This window comes from Nocardiopsis sinuspersici (genome assembly GCF_001998325.1).
Lineage (GTDB): Bacteria > Actinomycetota > Actinomycetes > Streptosporangiales > Streptosporangiaceae > Nocardiopsis > Nocardiopsis sinuspersici.
Map to the genome: position 1 here is coordinate 143,589 of NZ_MCOK01000001.1, position 16,799 is coordinate 160,387.

The 16,799-nt window shown below is 69.4% G+C and carries 12 protein-coding genes; 9 read left to right on the forward strand and 3 right to left on the reverse strand.

Annotation, left to right across the window (positions count from 1 at the left end; translation table 11 throughout):
* Positions 1 to 237: 237 nt before the first annotated feature.
* The 3 genes from NOSIN_RS00620 (at position 238) to NOSIN_RS00630 (ending at position 5,708) form a co-directional block, all read left to right on the forward strand.
* Positions 238 to 2,712, forward strand: a complete 2,475-nt coding sequence (locus NOSIN_RS00620; RefSeq protein WP_077688869.1) for an ATP-binding protein — start codon at positions 238 to 240, stop codon at positions 2,710 to 2,712.
* 290 nt (positions 2,713 to 3,002) lie between these two features.
* Positions 3,003 to 4,169, forward strand: coding sequence for a hypothetical protein (locus NOSIN_RS00625; RefSeq protein WP_227014737.1), 1,167 nt, complete (start codon positions 3,003 to 3,005; stop codon positions 4,167 to 4,169).
* Between the two features lie 240 nt (positions 4,170 to 4,409).
* Entirely contained in the window at positions 4,410 to 5,708 is a 1,299-nt protein-coding gene (locus NOSIN_RS00630; protein WP_077688870.1) for a DUF6891 domain-containing protein, read from the forward strand.
* A 72-nt stretch (positions 5,709 to 5,780) separates the two neighbouring features.
* Here the strand turns inward: NOSIN_RS00630 and NOSIN_RS00635 are convergent, their stop codons facing one another.
* The gene (locus tag NOSIN_RS00635) at positions 5,781 to 6,839 is read right to left on the reverse strand and encodes a hypothetical protein (RefSeq protein WP_077688871.1); all 1,059 of its coding nucleotides are present in this window, start codon (positions 6,837 to 6,839) and stop codon (positions 5,781 to 5,783) included.
* A 108-nt stretch (positions 6,840 to 6,947) separates the two neighbouring features.
* A complete protein-coding gene (locus NOSIN_RS00640; protein ID WP_077688872.1) occupies positions 6,948 to 7,484 on the reverse strand; it encodes a hypothetical protein in 537 nt (178 codons plus the stop codon).
* A gap of 665 nt (positions 7,485 to 8,149) precedes the next feature.
* Between NOSIN_RS00640 and NOSIN_RS00655 the strand changes: the two genes are divergently transcribed.
* Genes NOSIN_RS00655 through NOSIN_RS00670 form a run of 4 tightly spaced genes read left to right on the forward strand, consistent with a single transcriptional unit; the run spans position 8,150 to position 13,168 of the window.
* On the forward strand, positions 8,150 to 10,516 hold the full coding sequence (locus NOSIN_RS00655) for a conjugal transfer protein TrbL (RefSeq protein ID WP_143832824.1): 2,367 nt from the start codon (positions 8,150 to 8,152) through the stop codon (positions 10,514 to 10,516).
* Between the two features lie 19 nt (positions 10,517 to 10,535).
* Complete coding sequence (locus NOSIN_RS00660; RefSeq protein WP_077688874.1) at positions 10,536 to 11,222, forward strand: hypothetical protein; 687 nt, start codon at positions 10,536 to 10,538, stop codon at positions 11,220 to 11,222.
* Between the two features lie 4 nt (positions 11,223 to 11,226).
* The gene (locus NOSIN_RS00665) at positions 11,227 to 12,405 is read left to right on the forward strand and encodes a C40 family peptidase (RefSeq protein WP_077688875.1); all 1,179 of its coding nucleotides are present in this window, start codon (positions 11,227 to 11,229) and stop codon (positions 12,403 to 12,405) included.
* The gene (locus NOSIN_RS00670) at positions 12,398 to 13,168 is read left to right on the forward strand and encodes a hypothetical protein (RefSeq protein WP_077688876.1); all 771 of its coding nucleotides are present in this window, start codon (positions 12,398 to 12,400) and stop codon (positions 13,166 to 13,168) included. Before NOSIN_RS00665 ends, NOSIN_RS00670 begins: the two co-directional genes overlap by 8 nt.
* A 40-nt stretch (positions 13,169 to 13,208) precedes the next feature.
* Here NOSIN_RS00670 and NOSIN_RS00675 read toward each other — a convergent pair whose 3' ends face one another.
* Positions 13,209 to 13,760 (reverse strand): thymidine kinase, encoded by a 552-nt coding sequence (locus NOSIN_RS00675; protein ID WP_077688877.1) that lies wholly within the window; start codon positions 13,758 to 13,760, stop codon positions 13,209 to 13,211.
* Positions 13,761 to 14,288: 528 nt separating this feature from the next.
* Here NOSIN_RS00675 and NOSIN_RS00680 point away from each other — a divergent pair.
* Both NOSIN_RS00680 and NOSIN_RS00685 read left to right on the forward strand, forming a co-directional pair.
* Entirely contained in the window at positions 14,289 to 15,200 is a 912-nt protein-coding gene (locus tag NOSIN_RS00680; protein WP_227014738.1) for an ion transporter, read from the forward strand.
* A gap of 602 nt (positions 15,201 to 15,802) precedes the next feature.
* Positions 15,803 to 16,798: an STM4015 family protein gene (locus tag NOSIN_RS00685; RefSeq protein WP_077688878.1), complete on the forward strand. Its 996-nt coding sequence runs from the start codon at positions 15,803 to 15,805 to the stop codon at positions 16,796 to 16,798.
* The last annotated feature ends 1 nt before the right edge of the window (position 16,799 follow it).

A 16,799-nucleotide genomic window follows, 5' to 3' on the forward strand; every position in this document is an offset into this window, starting at 1 on the left:
GGTGCCGAGGGCGTCCACAGGTACGAGGCCGTGAGGGAGGGGGCGCGCACCCGCGCTCCCTCCCGGCCCCCTCCGCGAAGATTCTGGCGCGCCGTAACCCGGTCCGCTTCTACGGCTCCGGCACGATGCTCCACTATGGGTGCGTGGCACAGGCGCCCGGCCGGGCACGCACTCCGGGGAGTGCCCCGAAGCACCCCGGGGCACCCCGCCACGTGACGCGACCAGAAGGGCTACCAGATGACCGGCACCAGGGGGACACGCGGAGCGACCCGCCTCGCGGTCCGCTACTTCGACGACCGCGTGCTGTTGAGCGACAGCGAGGCCTGGGCCTACTTCCGCCTGCCGACGGTCTCCTACGAGTTCACCACCCCCGAGGAGCGCCAGGCGCTCGCCACCAACATCACCATCGCCCTCGCCGCCATCCGCATGAACGACGCCGAGGTCCACCTTCGGGTCGCCCACCGCACCTATCCGGCCGCAGACTGGGCCACCCGCCTCGACGGCACCTCCGACTCCGGGCCGGGCTGGTACGACTACCTCGACGAGATGTACCGGCACGTGTGGGCCAAGGACTTCTGGACCAAGGAGGTCTACCTCGGCGTCCGCCTCGGCCAGCGCAGCGCCGCCTCCGGCCTCGGCCTGTTCTCCCAGATCTTCGGCGTCTACCAGCGCACCGAGCAGGTCCTGGGCATCAACGACGACGCCGTGGACGACAAGGAGCTCGCCCGCTGGACCGACCAGTCCGAGCGGCTCGGCCGCGCCCTGGCGGCCAGCTCACTGCACGCCCGCCACGCCACCTCCGACGAGATCGCCTGGCTCATCCGGCACGCCGTCAGCGGCACCGCCGAGGAGATCCGGCCCTCGGCCGTGGGCAGGCGCACCTGGGGGCGCGGCGAGATCGAGGCGCTCGTCGACGGCGTCGTGCACAACGGCCGCTCCACGCTCCGCCTCGAACAGCCCGCCGGGTCCACCCACGTCGCGTTCCTGTCCTTCGCGCGCTTCCCGGACCTGATGCCCTTCCCCGACGGGGAACCGTGGATGCACCACGCAGACGCGCTCCCCTTCCCGGTCGAGATGTCCCTGCGGATGAAGCTCATCCCGCCCGCCAAGGCGTCCAAGGACGTCGGCCGCAAGCTCGCCCACGCCCGCGACATGGACGCCCACATCCGCGAGGCCGGGGTGGAGGCGCCCATCGCGCTCGCCGAGCAGATCGACGCCGCCCGCATGCTGGAGCACGGCATCACCAAGGAGCGCCTGCCCTTCGTCTACGGCTGGCACCGCCTCATGGTCTCCGCGCCCACCGAGCGCCTCCTCAGCCAGCAGGTCGAGGCGGTCGTGGAGCACTACCGCGACATCGGCATCGACGTCATCAACTCCACCGGGGACCAGTTCTCCCTGTTCAACGAGTCGCTGCCGGGCGACCGCATCCGCCTCAACGCCTACGCCCAGCGCCAGCCGCTGCGCACCATCGCGGGCGGGATGCCCACCGCCACCGTCGACGTCGGCGACCGCGTCGACCACACCGGCGGCGGCTGGGTCGGCCCCTACATCGGCGAGACCCTCGGCCGTGCCCGCTCCATCGTCCACTTCGACCCCATGGTCGCCGCGGCCCGCAACCGGCCCACCGCCATCGCCATCACCGGCGAGCCCGGCGGCGGCAAGACCACCCTGGCGCTCCTGCTCATCTACCAGCTCGCCCTGCGCGGGGTCACCGTGGCCGCCATCGACCCCAAGGGCGACGCCGAGTCCCTCGTCGAGCTCCTGCGCAGACGCGGCCGCAAGGCCCGCATCATGTCCCTGGGCTCGGCCCAGCCCGGCCTGCTCGACCCCTTCGCCTTCGGTGACGACCTGCCGACCAAGAAGACCATGGCCACCGAGACCCTGCGCCTGCTGCTGCCCCGCATGAGCGAGGAGCGCGAGTCCGCCATGATCCAGGCGGTCGCCGCCGTCGCCAACCAGCCCCAGCCCTCCCTGGCCAAGGTCGTGGACCACCTCGTCTCCTCCTCGGGGGCGGCCTCGCGCAACCTGGGCGCCGTCCTGCAGTCCATGTCCGAGATGCGGCTGGCCAGCCTGTGCTTCGACCCCCAGGGCGACGCCCAGATCGACACCGAGGGCTGGACCACGGTGTTCACCCTGGGCGGGCTCACCCTGCCCGACTCCGGCGTGGGGCGCGACGACTACTCCTACGAGCAGCGCCTGTCCGTGGCCCTGCTCTACCTGGTGTCCCAGTTCGCCCGCCGCCTCATGAACGGCCTGGACCGGCACCTGCCCAAGGCGATCTTCCTGGACGAGGCCTGGGCGGTCACCTCCACCCCCGAGGGCGCCAAGCTCGTCCCCGAGGTCTCCCGCATGGGCCGCTCCCGCAACACCGCGCTCATCCTCGTCTCCCAGAACGCGGGTGACCTCCTCAACGAGCAGGTCACCAACTGCCTGTCCTCGGTGTTCGCCTTCCGCTCCAGCGAGCGCTTCGAGGTGGAGAGCGTCATGTCCCTGCTGGGCATCGAGCCCAACGAGGACCACTTCGCGGTACTGCGCAACCTCGGCAACGGCGAGTGCGTGTTCCGGGACCTGGACGGCCGGTCCGGGCGGATCGGCGTGGACCTGGTCTCGGAGAACCTGACGCGCTGGCTGGACACCAACCCCACCCGCCAGCGCCCCGGGGAGGAGGACGAGGACCTGGTGTCCTCGGGCGGGCGCGACGGACAGGTGTAGCGGCCGACCGCAGGGCCGCAGGGCCGCAGGGCCGGAAGGACGTAAGGCCGAAGGCGCCCGCCGGAGCGGTCCGGCGGGCGCCTCCAAGGCTCCGGGCCGCCGCACGCGGGCGGGTTTCGGATGGCCCCTGAGCGGGTTTCGGATCACGTACGGACAAAATGCGGCAAAGGCATGCAAGATGCCAGGTTCGGGGCGCGTCGGGGATGGGCATCTCCTACCCAGTCGGGTTCCTCCCCCGAGTGCCCGCCCCTGCACCCCCCGACCGACCCAGCACTCACAAGGGACCGCCCATGAGTGAGGACGTCATCCGGCCACGCCCCGTCGTCGACCCCGACCTGCCCGAGGACCAGCGCGAGGAGGTCCTCCGGAAGGCGGAGTCCCCGCCCCTGTTCCCCCCACGCGGCGGAGGGGAGGTCCTCACCCGCCTGGTGCGGATACGCGAGTGCGGCATCCACCTGTTCGGCGTCGGGCTCACCACGACCCTGGCCCTGCTCACCGCGGGCTGGTACCTGGGCATGCTGATCACCAGCGTCAGCCTGGTCGCCTACGTCGCCGTCACGGCCCTCCGCCGGGACACCCATCCCACCACGCGCACCGCGGGCGTCCTCGTGGGCGCCGGCACGGTGGCCTCCGCCCCCGTGTGGCTGATGGACGTCGTTCCCCAGGATCCCTTCCCGGGCATGCCCTGGGTGCTGTTCGGGCTGCTCGTGGCCGTGGTCGTCGCCGACACCCTCACCTCGGGGGCGCAGAGGACCGCCGGGGAGCGGTACCGCGAACACGTGGTGCTGCCCGACGACCTCAGCGAAGGCGACCACGCCCTCCTCCGGGAGGTCCAGCACGTGATCGGCCTCGTGGAAGCGGCACGCGACGAACTCGGCGGCGAGGCCCTGGACACCGACCGGGCGCTGGCCGTCCTGCGCGACGAGGAGTGGCGCCTCGCCTCGCTCCTGGCCCGCCAGCGCGAACTGCGCCGCGCCCACCTGCGCCGCTGGCAGCGCGCCGTCTCACCCCGGGTCAGGGAGGCGCTCAAGCCCCAGCGGGAGCACCTGCACGCCGTGGCGGAGGCGGTGCGCGCCCGGGTCGCCCAGATCAGTGAGTACGGCCGCCTGGTCAGGGAGGCCGTGGTGGCCCACCGGGAGTGGGAGCAGTGCCAGGAGGCGGTGGACTCCACCGCCGAGTACGCCGACCACCTGGCCTCGGCGTCCTTCCTCGGCGCCCGCTCGGCGCAGGTCAGCGAGCTCGCCGCCACCGCCGCGATCGCCCGCCGGGCCCGCGACGAACGCGTCGGGCAGGCGCTCCTGGTCGGCTGCCGCCTGGCCGCGTCCACCGGACCGGACGCCGACGGGGCACCGGACGCCGGCGAACAGGCCACCACCAATACGCCGGACGCCGGCGGACCGGACGGCACGGGGGCGGAGGGAACCGGGCTGGACGGCACCGTGGCCGTACGGGGCTGAGCGGACCGGGGACCGGATCCGCCGGGGCCTCCCGGGGCGCACACGGACACGTGGGCGGAGGCGGAGGAGGCCGCGCCGTTCGTACGCGGGGCCCGTGAACACGCCTGCACGAGACGTAGATCACCCGGGTCACGCACCCGGCACCCGTGGTGGCCAGCGGTGCCGTAGTTGTCCGGTTGCGGACAGCAAGGTCTTCGGCGATCCGTCCCAAACACGTTCGGCTTCTGACACATTGGGCGGATGAGTGATGTCTGTGAGAGCACCCGCCATCCCCTCACCACCGCCAAAGAGGCCGTGAACGTACGGGTGGCCTCGGGCAGGGAGGGGTTCACCGAGATCCTGCGGCACGCCGGACAGGACCTGGTCGACGTGCTGGAGAAGGACCAGGACCCCGACTCGCCCGAGGTCCGCGAGGCGCTCTCCCAGCTGCACGACCACGTGGACCGGGCCATGGCCGACCACGCCCACAGGCAGCGCCGGTGGCCCGTCCGCACCGACGGAGAGCGCCTCACCCGCGCCTTCCGCGCCCTGGACGAGTCCGGTGTCATCGCCCGCGAGGAGTTCGGCTGCTGCGACGGCTGCGCCAAGGCCGCCCTGAACGGCGAGCTCGCCACCCGCAACTCGGTCCCCAGCGGGCAGGCGGTGCGCGGCTACGCGTTCTACCACCGCCAGGACAGGAAGAACGCGGTCGCGGGCGGTCCGCTGGTCGTTCGCTTCGAGGCCAGCCACCCGCTGCGCCGCGCCGCCGTCGGTGAGGAGACCGCCGAGACCCTGCGCGCCCACGGGCTCACGGTCGACTGGGACGGCGACCCCGACCGGGGCCTGCTCATACCCATGGACTGGAGCCGACGCCGCTTCGGCCGCGGGGCGGCCTTCCCCGGCCCCGCCGTGGACGGCGAGCCCATGGTCCGGGTCTCCTTCAACGATCCCGGCTCCTACGGCGTCCCCGAGTGGATCTCCCGCTACGAGGGCCGCGTGAGCGTCCGCGAGCTGTCCCGAATGGTCCTGCCCTGGCTGCCGCGCTCCTTCGTGGCCACCCTGAGCAGCGGCCACGGCCAGACCATCGTCCTGGAGCGCGACTTCGACCTCCTGCGCGTGCACCACGGCCCCGCGCTCTCGCGGGAGCGCGTCGAGGAGCCGCTCAGCCGCTGGGCGGTCGGCGCCGTGTGGCCCCGCGAGGAGGCCCGCTCCTCCCACGCCGGCCTGCTGGAGGTGAACTACGCCGACACCGCCGAGGAGGGCATGGGTTTCGTGGACTACGCCGAACCCCTGGAGACGGCCGCCGCCCGCCAGCTCGTCTACCAGCTCACTCCCGCCAAGGGCACGTTCGCGGTGTTCACGGCCGCGAACGGCGAGGTCGCCCAGATGATGTGGGAGAGCGGCTCCCTGCTGTGGATGGAGAGCCCCTCACCCGCCGAGGGCGTGTCCCGGGGACGCCACGTCACCCTGCCCGAGGCCGAGGAGATGGTGCGCGTCCTGGCCGAGGAGGGCCGCGTCGCCCTGGCGGACCTGGGCGAGCTGCGGACCACCTCCTGGTGAGGACGTCCCCCACAACCGGTCTCCGATCCGGACCGGACCCGGTGCACGCCCGCGCCCGGGGAGGCGTCGCGGTCAGTCCGTGACCGTCGCCACGAGCTCCTCGCGCTCTCCCGGCTCCTCGGGCCGGATGTGCTCGGACAGCTCCACGAAACCGATGTCGGGGAACTCCATGGCCGGATTTCCCCGGCCGTCCCCGGGCAGGTCCGCCCTGAGGATGACGATCGCGTCGGCGAACTCCGTGCGTGCCTCCATCCTCCCGGTCACGCCTTCCCGCGTGCTGGTGGCGATGACGGCGTCCCCGTGCTCCTCGCACGTCCACGTCCCGCCCTCGGACCCACACGACCGGTGCATGGGCCTCTCACCCGCGTCCTCCTTCGCCATGCTCTCCAGGGTGAGGCTGAACCCGTCGAGCCCGGGGGAGGGGTCGGCGGGCACGTAGACGACGGTGGCTTCGTGGAACTCGTCCTCGACGACGACGCCGGCCTCCCGAAGGCTGTGGCTGAACCGCATGTCCAGCGGTCTCCAGTCGCCCGAGTCCAGCACGGCGACCGTGAGTGGGAAGGCGGCGGCGTCCCGAAGGAGTTCCTCCCGCTCCCTCCGGCGCTCCTCCTCGAAGCCCGCCCACCAGGTACCCGAGAGCAGCAGCGCCACCGCGACGACGGGGGAGAGCGTGAGCATGGGGGAGAACCGGGGACCGCGCCTGAACGCGGTCCACACGGCACACCCGAGCAGGGACATCGCCAGGCAGACGGCCGGCAGGAGCACGAAGGCCATGACGTGCAGGACCAACGCCACCATCGCCTGGGCACCGGCCGCCAGCACCGCCGTGCTCAGGACCGTGGGGAACTCCCGGGGCCGGGGAACACCCAGGCGGCGCAGGATCCGCAGAAGCAGGTAGTGCCCGGCGCCGGTCAACGCAAGGGTGACCGCGCCGAGCGAGGCCGTGTACATCCAGCCGTGGTGCGGTGCGCCGAGAAGGACGAGCAGTCCTCCGGCCCACAGGACCGTGCTCACCAGGAGCGGGTACACGACGGCGGCCGCGACCATCGTCCACACGGCGCCCGTGCTGTGGGCCGGCCCGGGGACGGGCGCGTGCTGGAGGCCGGGCGGTGACTCGGGAGCGGTGCTCATGGGTCCTCACGGAAGCGGGGAAAGGGGTCACCTGGTTGACGTCCTCGGGCGCTTCCGGGTTGGGGAAGGAGCCACGCGAATCGGAGTGCGGGGAGGGAGGACCCGGCCTCATCCGGTCGGCACGGTGACCACGTACGGATGGGCGGCGAGCGTCTCCCGCGTCCACTGGGCCTCCTGGCGGCCGGCGAGGGCGTCCCCGCTCGCGGAGACCAGAGAGGACACCACCGCCACCGCGCACACCGCGGCCCAGGCCCAGCCCAGCGCGCGGCCGTGGCTCACGGCCAGCACGGTGGCGGCGACGATGCCCTGGAAGGCCGCGGTGAGCGGCACGCCTCCGAACCAGCCGACGTCGAAGGCGAAGGTCAGGAGCGCCATCTGGGCGAACGCCAGTACGACCGATCCCGTCAGCAGGGTGGCGACGGCACCCGGGCGGGGGACGCGGGCCCGGCGCAGGAGTGACAGCAGGAGCCAGTGCGCGCCCGGGACCAGTACGCACAGGACGAGTACGGTACCGACGGCGAGCCCTGTGGCCCCGCCGGTGAGGGCGAAGAGCAGGAGGGCTCCGCCCACGAGGAGGACGCCCGAGACCAGCAGCGGGTACAGGGCCCCGCCCACGAGGAGCGCGACGGTGCCCCCGGCGGACATGGGCCGATGGACGGTTCCCGGATGGGATGGCGGGTGGGGCGGATCGGGTGGGCCGTACGGGGGAGTGGGCTCAGCGGCCATGTCGGGTCCTCCGGTCGGGGAGCGGAGCGGATGGTGCTCTTCTCTGTGATTCCCAGAAATCCCGTACTGACTGGGGCGGGGCCGGTTGGGGCGCAAGGGGCACAGGTGGTGCGGCCGTGGTCCTACGTCAGGTTTCGGTCCTGCGGCAATGGGGACTCGGGCTCTCACCGAAGGCAGTACTGGCACCCGGTATCAGTCCGTTTTAGGACATGGTGTCCATTTTTGGACACGGGCCTGAGTGTGACGCCCCTCATAGTGCCGACGTGGGTAGCAAATTGTGGCCTTGTACTTTTTGGGTGTTTCGGAAAGCCGTTCGTGCCTGCTACCTGCACAAACATTGGCAAGGGTCGGTTTTGTCCCCCGGGTTCTGGTCGTGCGGACGGTAGGAGGCGGAAAATCCATCGCGTTGCACCCATCTCCTCAGCGGGTGATGACGCACCATAGAGGATGGGGTAAAGACATGCGGGGGCCCTGCGGTCGCGCACGGGCCGCGTGCGGTGAGCACGCGTGCACGGGTGTGACCAGCAGGGCCCCGTGTCTGCGAACGTCCACCTCGGCCCGAACCACGACGCAGGAGCCAGCAGATGACGCATCAGCACGTCCGACGGCGCGGATGGCGACGCATCCTGATGACGTTCCTGGTGCTGGCCGGTCTCGTCGTGCTGCCGCTCAGCGGAGCCCAGGCGGCTCCGCTGTGCCCGGGTGAACCGGCGCCGCTGCCGGAGTCGGCGGGAAGCGGCGCGGACGGCCTGCTGGTGCCTCCGCAGTCGCAGTCCTCCATCGAGGGTTCCCCGAACGGCCTACCGCCCGACGCCAGTATGTACGGCCAGTACGGCACCGCCGGTCAGCAGTGGCACATGATCACCGAGTCCTGCGTCGACGGAATCAGCAACGGCGCGCAGGCCACTCTCGCCAACACGGCCTGGGACCTCTCGAAGACCATCAACCAGTCGACGATCACGGTTTACCAGGCCGCGACCTCCGACGGCCTCCTCGCCAGCTTCAACGAACTGGTCGAGAACGTCGTGGTCACGCTCCGGGAAGGGATCTGGCGGCCGCTGATTCCCACCGTCGTTATTCTCGGTGCGCTGTGGCTGGGCTGGTACGGGCTTATCCGGAAGAGGATGACGCTCACGATCGAATCCTCCATCTGGATGGTCGCGGCGACGGCTCTCGGCCTGTGGATCATGGTCAATCCCGCACAGATCATGGGTATGGCCAGCAGCCTGGTGAACTCCGGCAGCCAGTTGGTGACCAGTGCCGTCGGGCAGGTGCCCTACGGAGGAGGATCGGGGACATGCCCGCCTGGCGCTGAGGCGCCCGAGCGAGCGGATTGGGAGTCAGAAGCCGACTTCCAGGTCAGGCGCAACGCGGACATGCTGTGGTCCAGCCTGGTGTGCCAGCCCTGGGTCGCTGGCCAGTTCGGGAGCGGAGACATTGCGGAGATCGCTGCGCAGGAGCATGCGCAAGATCTGATCTCAGCACAGGGGATCAGCCGTATAGAACAACAACAGATCGCTGATGGAGAAATCGAAGCGACATCCCTGGTAGCAGGGAAGCAGGAAAACTATGAAGAAATTGCTGCAAGTGTCGAGTCCTCTTTTCCCAGTGTCTACCCGCTCTTCTCAGGAGAAGACCAGGGGAGTCGTCTAGGAGTAGCCACACTCGCGCTTTTCGCCTCGATCTTCGCCGGAGGTCTGATCCTTGCGGGTTCCGTGGCACTCATCGTTTTGAAAATCGCCTTTCTCCTTCTCTTCCTGCTCTCGCCGATCTTTCTGCTGATCGGTATCCACCCGGGTTACGGGCGGATGGTCCTGCTGCGCTGGGTCGAGCTGATGGTCGGTTTTCTACTCAAGCAGATCTTCATCGTGCTCCTGATCTCCCTGCTGGTCATGTGCTACGGCATGGTCATGTCCACCAGCCTCGGCTGGGGCCTGCAGATGATCCTGCTGGCACTCTTCACCGTGGCCCTGTTCGTCTACCGCAAGCCCTTCGCCTACCTCTTCACCTCGGTCAACGCGAACACCTTCACCTCGCGCATCGTCAGCGACGCCGCTCAGAGCCAGGCGCTCAGCAGGAGCGCGGCGGTCCTGCCTCCGGTCGCCAACCTGAAGGCCCAGGCCTGGGGGCTGCGGCGGGGACCCCAGATCGCCGGGGTGGCTGCCGGGGTCCCGGCGGGCGGCGGCGGAGTACCGACCGCCGGAACCGATGTCGGCGATGTGGCCGAGGACGTCTCGACCGATGGCGGCCCGGTCCGTGCGGAGGGAGCGCGGGCGCGTGGAGTCGCGGGGTACGGCAGGGTGCGGGACAACGCGGCTCCGCCCCTCAACGTCACCAGGAGCGCCCCTGTGGGCGGTGCCGGCGCTGGCGGCACCCGCGGCGGCACGTCCAGCCGTAGCAGTGACCAGGCTCCGAGCCTCTCCGGTAGCGCGGCGGGCGCGGGTTCCATCCCGCCCCGTCCCAGCGGTGGCTACACCGGTACCGGGGACAGCGGCTGGGCCTCCGTGTTCGGGACCAGCGCCGGAAGCCGCGGCGGTCCCGAACGGCACGGCGGTGACAGCGGCAGTGGTCGCGGTGGCGGTTCCATGTCCGGCGGCGCGGCACCCGTCTCCGGAGGCGGCCGCGCGGCGAGTTCCGAGCGGCCCGCGTCCGGGAGCGGACGAGGCATCTTCAGTGGACGCGAGGACACCCCGCCCAGGGGGAACCCCAACGCCCGCGGTTCACGCTGGAGTGCTCCGAAGGAGAGGCGCGAACGCCCCGCTCCGCAGCGTCCGGCCCGGCCCGCGCCCACCAGCGAGAGCCGTGGCCGGGGCGACGGCGACGGAGGTTGGCTGACCGGCTCCGGAAAGCGCGGGGACAACGCGCCCATCACCCCCTTCTGGGGGGAGAGCAGTTCCTCTCCCACCAGGGACCGCAAGCGCGACGTTCCCTTCTGGTTGAACGACGACTGACGAACAAAGGCCCGAAGCGATGCCCAACCCTCTCCCCGAACGTGCCCAGCGGGCTGTCTTCATCGGACTGATCATCGTGCTGGTCGCGTTCGGGCTGTACCTGAGCTTCGGTGATTTCGGTCAGGACGCGGAGGAGGACCCGGCGGCGGCCTCTCCAGAGACCGAGTCCGGGACCTCCCAGGAGTCGGAAGGTACGGGAGGTTCCGGCGGACCGGACGCGCTGTCCACCGTCGAACCGAGCCCGATCCCGACGACCGGCGCCGAGGATGTGAACGTCCTCGACTGGTTCCCCTTCACCGAGGAGGAACTCCGGACGGCCGGGGCGGCCGCCCGGGCCTTCGCCGAGGCGTACGGGACCATCGACTACACCCAGTCCCCCGAGTCCTACTACGCCTCGATGGAGGAACTGGCCACCGACGAGTTCGCCGAGGTCCTGTCCGACACGAGCAGGGTCGGCGCCTTCTGGGACCAGATGTCAGAGGCCGAGGCCGTCGCCGAGGGGCGGGCCGAGGTCGAATCGGTGCGGACCTTCGGAGGGGACTCGATCACCTTCGTCGTGACGGCGCAGTCCATCACCGAGACCGGGAACGCGGAGTTCGACGAGGAACTCGGTGAGTTCGCAGTCACCGTCGTGCGCAGCGGCGACTCCTGGCAGGTCTTCGACTTCCAGCCCGCCGACGTCGGGCAGTTCGGAGGGGAGGAGTGATCCCTTGATCTCCCTGTTCACCCGTACATCCTCCGACCGGGGAGCGGCGGGTCTCTGGTTCGGTGCCGCCGTCACCATCGCGATCTCCCTGATGATCATGGCGGCGATGTTCGTGATCCCCGTGATCAGCAACACCACCCAGCAGATCGGTTCCCTGGTGACGAACGGCCTCACCTGCGATCCGGACGCGAACGCCGAACAGCCGGACGCGAGCGGCTACGCGATGGACTCCATCCCGCAGAACTACCTGGATGTGTACATGGAGGTCGGGGAGGACCGCGGAATCCCGTGGAACATCCTGGCGGGTGTCGGCCAGGTGGAGTCCCACCACGGGCGCTGGGAGGGCCCGGGGATCACCGAGGGACACAACGACTGGGGCGCGGCCGGACCGATGCAGTTCGGTGCCCTGGACGGCTCCGCGGCGGGCAATAGCTGGGGCGGCGAGCCGATCCAGCCCGTCGAGGAGCGGCCGGAGAACGGGTACGGCGTCGACGGCAACGGCGACGGGATCGTCAACGTCTACGATCCCGCAGACGCGATTCCGGCCGCCGCCGACTACTTGATCGCCCATGGCCTGAAGGAGGACGTCCGGCAGGCCATCTACGGCTACAACCACGCCTGGTGGTACGTGGACGACGTCATGGGATGGGCGGAGGAGTACTCGGACGGGAACTACGACACGTCGGGCTCCGTCCAGACCGCTGTCATGTGCCAGTTCGACGAGGCGGGAACACTGATCGGGCAGGCCCCCGACGAGCTTTCCCAGGCCGTGGTCGACTGGGCCCTGGACCAGCGCGGAAAGCCCTACATCTGGGGTGGTATCGGGCCGGTCGGGTACGACTGCTCCGGCCTGATGCAGAAGGCATACGAGAGCATCGGTGCCTCGATCCCGCGTATTTCCCAGAACCAGTGGAAATTCGGCCCCGAGATTCCCAGTGGAGAAGAGCAGCCCGGTGACCTGGTGTTCTTCGATGTGAGTCGTGCGGGGGAGCCGTCGGGACCCGGACATGTGGGAATGGTGATCGGTGAAGGGCTGATGGTCGAGGCCTGGTGCACCGACTGTGGACCGATCGCGGTGCGCGAGTACGATGACCCCAGTCGTTCGGACATCGTGGGTTTCACCCGTCCGCTTGAGCACCCGGATGTGAAGGCCCAGTTGGAGGCACAGGATAAGCGTGGTTGAGGAGAAGGCACCGCCCACGAAGCAGGGACTGCACGGGTGGAAGGCCGCCGCAGCGGTTTTCGGGTGTGGGACCCTCGCGGCCTTCGGTGTCTTCGGAGTCCTTGTCGGCGGCGCCAGCCTCTTTCTCGACTTCACCTCTTCCGGGATAGCAGCCGAAACCGGCGGCTCTGGAGACCTTCCCGCAGAGCACATCGGTGAGCCCCGCTCTTCACTGGAGGAGGGGGAGATGAATGTCTGTGAAGACAACCTGGATTACCTGTCCTCCATCAACACCACACGCCAGGATGGTGGAGAGGACTATGTTGATACTGCCTCTGGGGCTGAGCCAGAGATCGAGGACGCAGAGAGAGTGGTTCGGGACGATTGTCTCTGGACGATTATTCCGAGTTCGAACTCGGCTCCCTGGCATTTCCGGTTCTCCTATGAGGCAGTTATTGACGCTGAGAGGGGAGGTTCAGCCGAGGAAGTTGCTGCGATCAGATACGAGGAAGTCCGGTCGGAGCTTTCAAGCGAACTGGCCAATGTGGAGTCTGAGGGGAAGACAGATCTCGGAGAGAAATCCTACTCGGTGTATGGAACCGGTGATCAGGGACAGTCGGTGTACATAGCCCTCATCCAGACGAGGAGCGCTGTCTATCAGATCCGATTTGATGACCAGGTGGACACATCGGTCGGGACGGTATCGGAGAACGAGTTCAGGAACGAGGCGAGGAAGATCGCGGACTTCCTGGGGCACGGATTCGAGTACTGGATTCCCGAGTGACTCTGAGGGGCTGAGGGTCGGTAGAAGGCTCTGAGGTCGGTCAGGCGACTCCGGCCATGAAGTGGTGGCGGCACAGGGTCGCGTACGACTCGTTGCCGCCGATGTGCACCTGCTCGCCCACGTAGACCATCACACCGTCGACCACCCGCGCGTTGTGGGTGGCACGGCCGCCGCACCAGCAGCGCGCGGACACCGGCAGGACCTCCACCTTGTCGGCGAGTTCCACCAGGCGCTGGGAGCCGGGGAACAACTGCCCCTGGAAGTCGGTGAGGATCCCGTAGCAGTACACGTCGATCTTCAACCCGTCCACGACGCCCGCGAGCTGCCCCACCTGCTTGAAGGAGAGGAACTGCGCCTCGTCGCAGATGACGTAGGGCACGCCGCGGTCGGCGACGTCGTCGTACAGGTCCAGGTCGTCGGTCACCTCGATGGCGGGGGACTTCAGCCCGAGCCTGGACGAGATGATGCCCTCGCCCGCGCGGTCCTGTCTCGTGTACAGCGCGCCTTCCCCACCGCGTGAGTGGTGCTCCTGGAGGGCCATGGTGCTCTTGCCCGAGTTCATCGCCCCGGTGAAGTACTTCAGCTCCGCCATGTCTCTTCCTAGATCGGAGTCGGGGGTCGGGGGCGCTGACGATGGCGCTGTCGACGGCTCGGGCTTCTGCCGTGGCCAGCAGAGAACATACCAGTGACCAGCAGGGCACTTCGAACCACTGTCCGCACGTCACCGCTCCACCCGCCGGGAGGATTTTCCGGGCGCACGGAGCGCTGTCGACGGATGCGACGCTGATACGGCATGGACCTTGCACAGGCTCAGCGTTTCCGGTCCTGCGGCTACTGGTTGTTGTTCAGGCCGAAAACGCGGCTGTGGGATGTCGCACTCCGGATTCCCCCTCTCCGTGGCTTTCCCCTGTTCGCCTGACCCGGGCGGGGGTGTGGCCTCCGGGACGCCGTCACCAGGCGGAACGGCGTGGGCGGAGGCATCGCGAAAGCACGGGAGAGGCGGAGGAACGCGCACGCGCCCAGTCGGGGGATGGCGCGTGACAAGAAAGCACAGCCCGCTTCGATATATTCAGGTGCTCCTTGTCCGAATAGGAGTGGAATTGCGGAGGGGGAAGTGGCATTGAGCCGTGAACAGGTCACCCAGGTGGTCGAGAGCCGATGGTTCTCCAACATGATGCTCCTGGTGATTCTGGTCAATGCCGCGATTTTGGGTTGGGCGACTTACGGAGGTTCGGCGCTTCCGTATCTGCTCGTCGTGGAACACGCCATCGTCGGGTTGTTCGCCGTCGAGATAGGCCTCAAGCTCTACGCCTGGCGGGGCGGGTTCTTCCGCAGCGGCTGGAACTGGTTCGACTTCCTCGTGGTCGCCATCTCGCTGGTCCCCGCCGTCGGCCCGTTCGCCGTGCTCCGCATCCTGCGGGTGCTGAGGATCCTGCGGGTGGTCACCGCGGTTCCGCAGATGCGGCAGATCATCAGTGCCCTGTTCAAGTCCGTGCCGGGGATGGGCACGGTGATCAGCCTGCTCCTGGTGGTCATCTACACCGCGGCGATCATCGCCAACCAGTTGTTCGGCGAGGACGTGCCGGCCTACTTCGGCGACCTGGACACGTCCCTGTACACGATGTTCCTGCTGATGACGCTGGAGAGCTGGCCGGACGTCTCGGACGCCGTGCTGGAGGACCACCCGCTGGGCTGGACGTTCTTCGTGCTGTACATCGTGCTGACGACGTTCATCATGCTGAACCTGGTGATCGGTGTGATCGTGACGTCGATGGAGCAGGAGGTCAGCGAGCTCCGCTGGGCCGAGGACCAGGAGATGGAGGAGGTCCAGCACGAGGCGGTCATGTCCCGGCTGGTGGAGTTGGGACAGCAGGTCGAGCGCCTGGAACGGATGCTCCGGGAGCGTGACGCCACCCCCGCCGTCCCTGTCGCGCGGGAGGCCGTCGGCGCTCCGGAGGCCGTACCGCCCGCCGAACGCATGGGGGAGGGGAGCGGGGACACCGCCCAGCCGCCGCCCGGCTCCCCCGACTAGGAAGACGCAGCGAAGGACGCGGCAGAACACCCGGAGGCCCGGGGAAGGGCTTCCGGGTGTCGCCATGCGTTATGCGCATCCCGGGTCAGGGGTGGTGGGGAGGGACGGAGACGAGGTATCGGGCTGCTGGAGCTTCCGGCCGCGGGCCCGGCGGATCGGCGTTCGCCCCGGGACACGTCCGGTCGCCGTTCCCGATACGAGCAGGGGCACGCGCGGTTCCGTCGCCGCCTGATCCAGCGTCGGCACCACCGCCGCGGCTGTTCTCCTTGCGCCTCGCAGCGGGGGGACGGCCGCGGCGGGTGCCGGGAGCAATCCCCCACTCCTCGTCCCGACCTGCCGACCACTGCCCCACAGGCCGAAGACAGGGGTCCGGAAGCTTCCGTGTCCCTGGCTGCCGGCTCTCCAGAACCTCCATGGGAGGCAGGGCATCGACGACGTCCACGCCGGACGGCCTCCCCTCGCCCACGTCGGCTCGGACCCGGGCCGTGCTCCCGCCTGGCGCCGTCAGGTGGCGTCAGGTGCCCGATCCCCGTACGTCACCCGGGACTGCTAGGCATGGGGGACGCTCCACCCCCTGATCGCCCCCTGAGAAGAGAGATCCCATGCCCAGTCTCACCGAGTTCGCGGGTCTGCCCGTGGTCGAGTTCCCCGCCGACGGCACGGAGGAGGGGCGGATCGAACGGATCCGCGCACAGGGCGGGGATCCGCGCAATCCCGCCTCCGTGGCCTGGCGGCTGCGGACCAGCGACGAGCCCCCCGAGGAGGGGCGCGGGGAGCACGTCGCCCGTTTCCTGTCCGTGGTGGACACCGAGCAGGTGGGGGCGCTGGTCCTCGGTGCCTGGGGCTACCCGGCTCAGGAAGGCCCGGAGGGGTTCCTGGAGCCGCTGATCGAGCACGCTGACGCGTTGCCGAACCTGCGGTCCGTCTTCGTCGGCGACATCGACTTCGAGGAGTCCGAGCTCTCCTGGATCAGTCAGGGGGACCTGGCACCGTTCGTGGCCGCCTTCCCCCGGTTGGAGGAGCTGGCCGTGAAGGGCGCGGCGGGCATGGAAGGCGAGCTCCGGCTGCATGTGCCCTCGCACGCCTCGCTGCGCTCCCTCACCCTGGAGACCGGGGGCCTGCCCGGCCGGGTCGCGCGCGAGGTGGCGTCCTCGGGGCTGCCCGCGCTGGAGCACCTGGAGCTGTGGCTGGGAGTGGAGGACTACGGCGGTGACACCTCGCCGTCGGACCTGGCGCCGGTGCTCGCGGGTGAGGCGTTTCCCCGGCTGCGGTACCTGGGTGTGCGCAACGCCGAGAGGGTGGACGAGTGGGTTCCGGTGCTGGCCGAGGCGCCCGTCGCCAAGAACCTGGAAGTGCTCGACCTTTCCTTGGGGATCCTCACCGACAAGGGTGGCCAGGCGCTTGTCGACCGGGCCGATGCCTTCTCCGGGCTGCGCGAACTCGACCTGCACCACCACTACCTGAGCGAGGGGATGGTGGAGCGGGTGCGGGCCGCGTTCACCGGAATCGGAGTCGAGGTGGACCTGTCCGACCGTTTGGAGCCCGAATACGACGAGACCGACGGCGAACCCGAGTACTACACCGCTGCGTCCGAGTAGT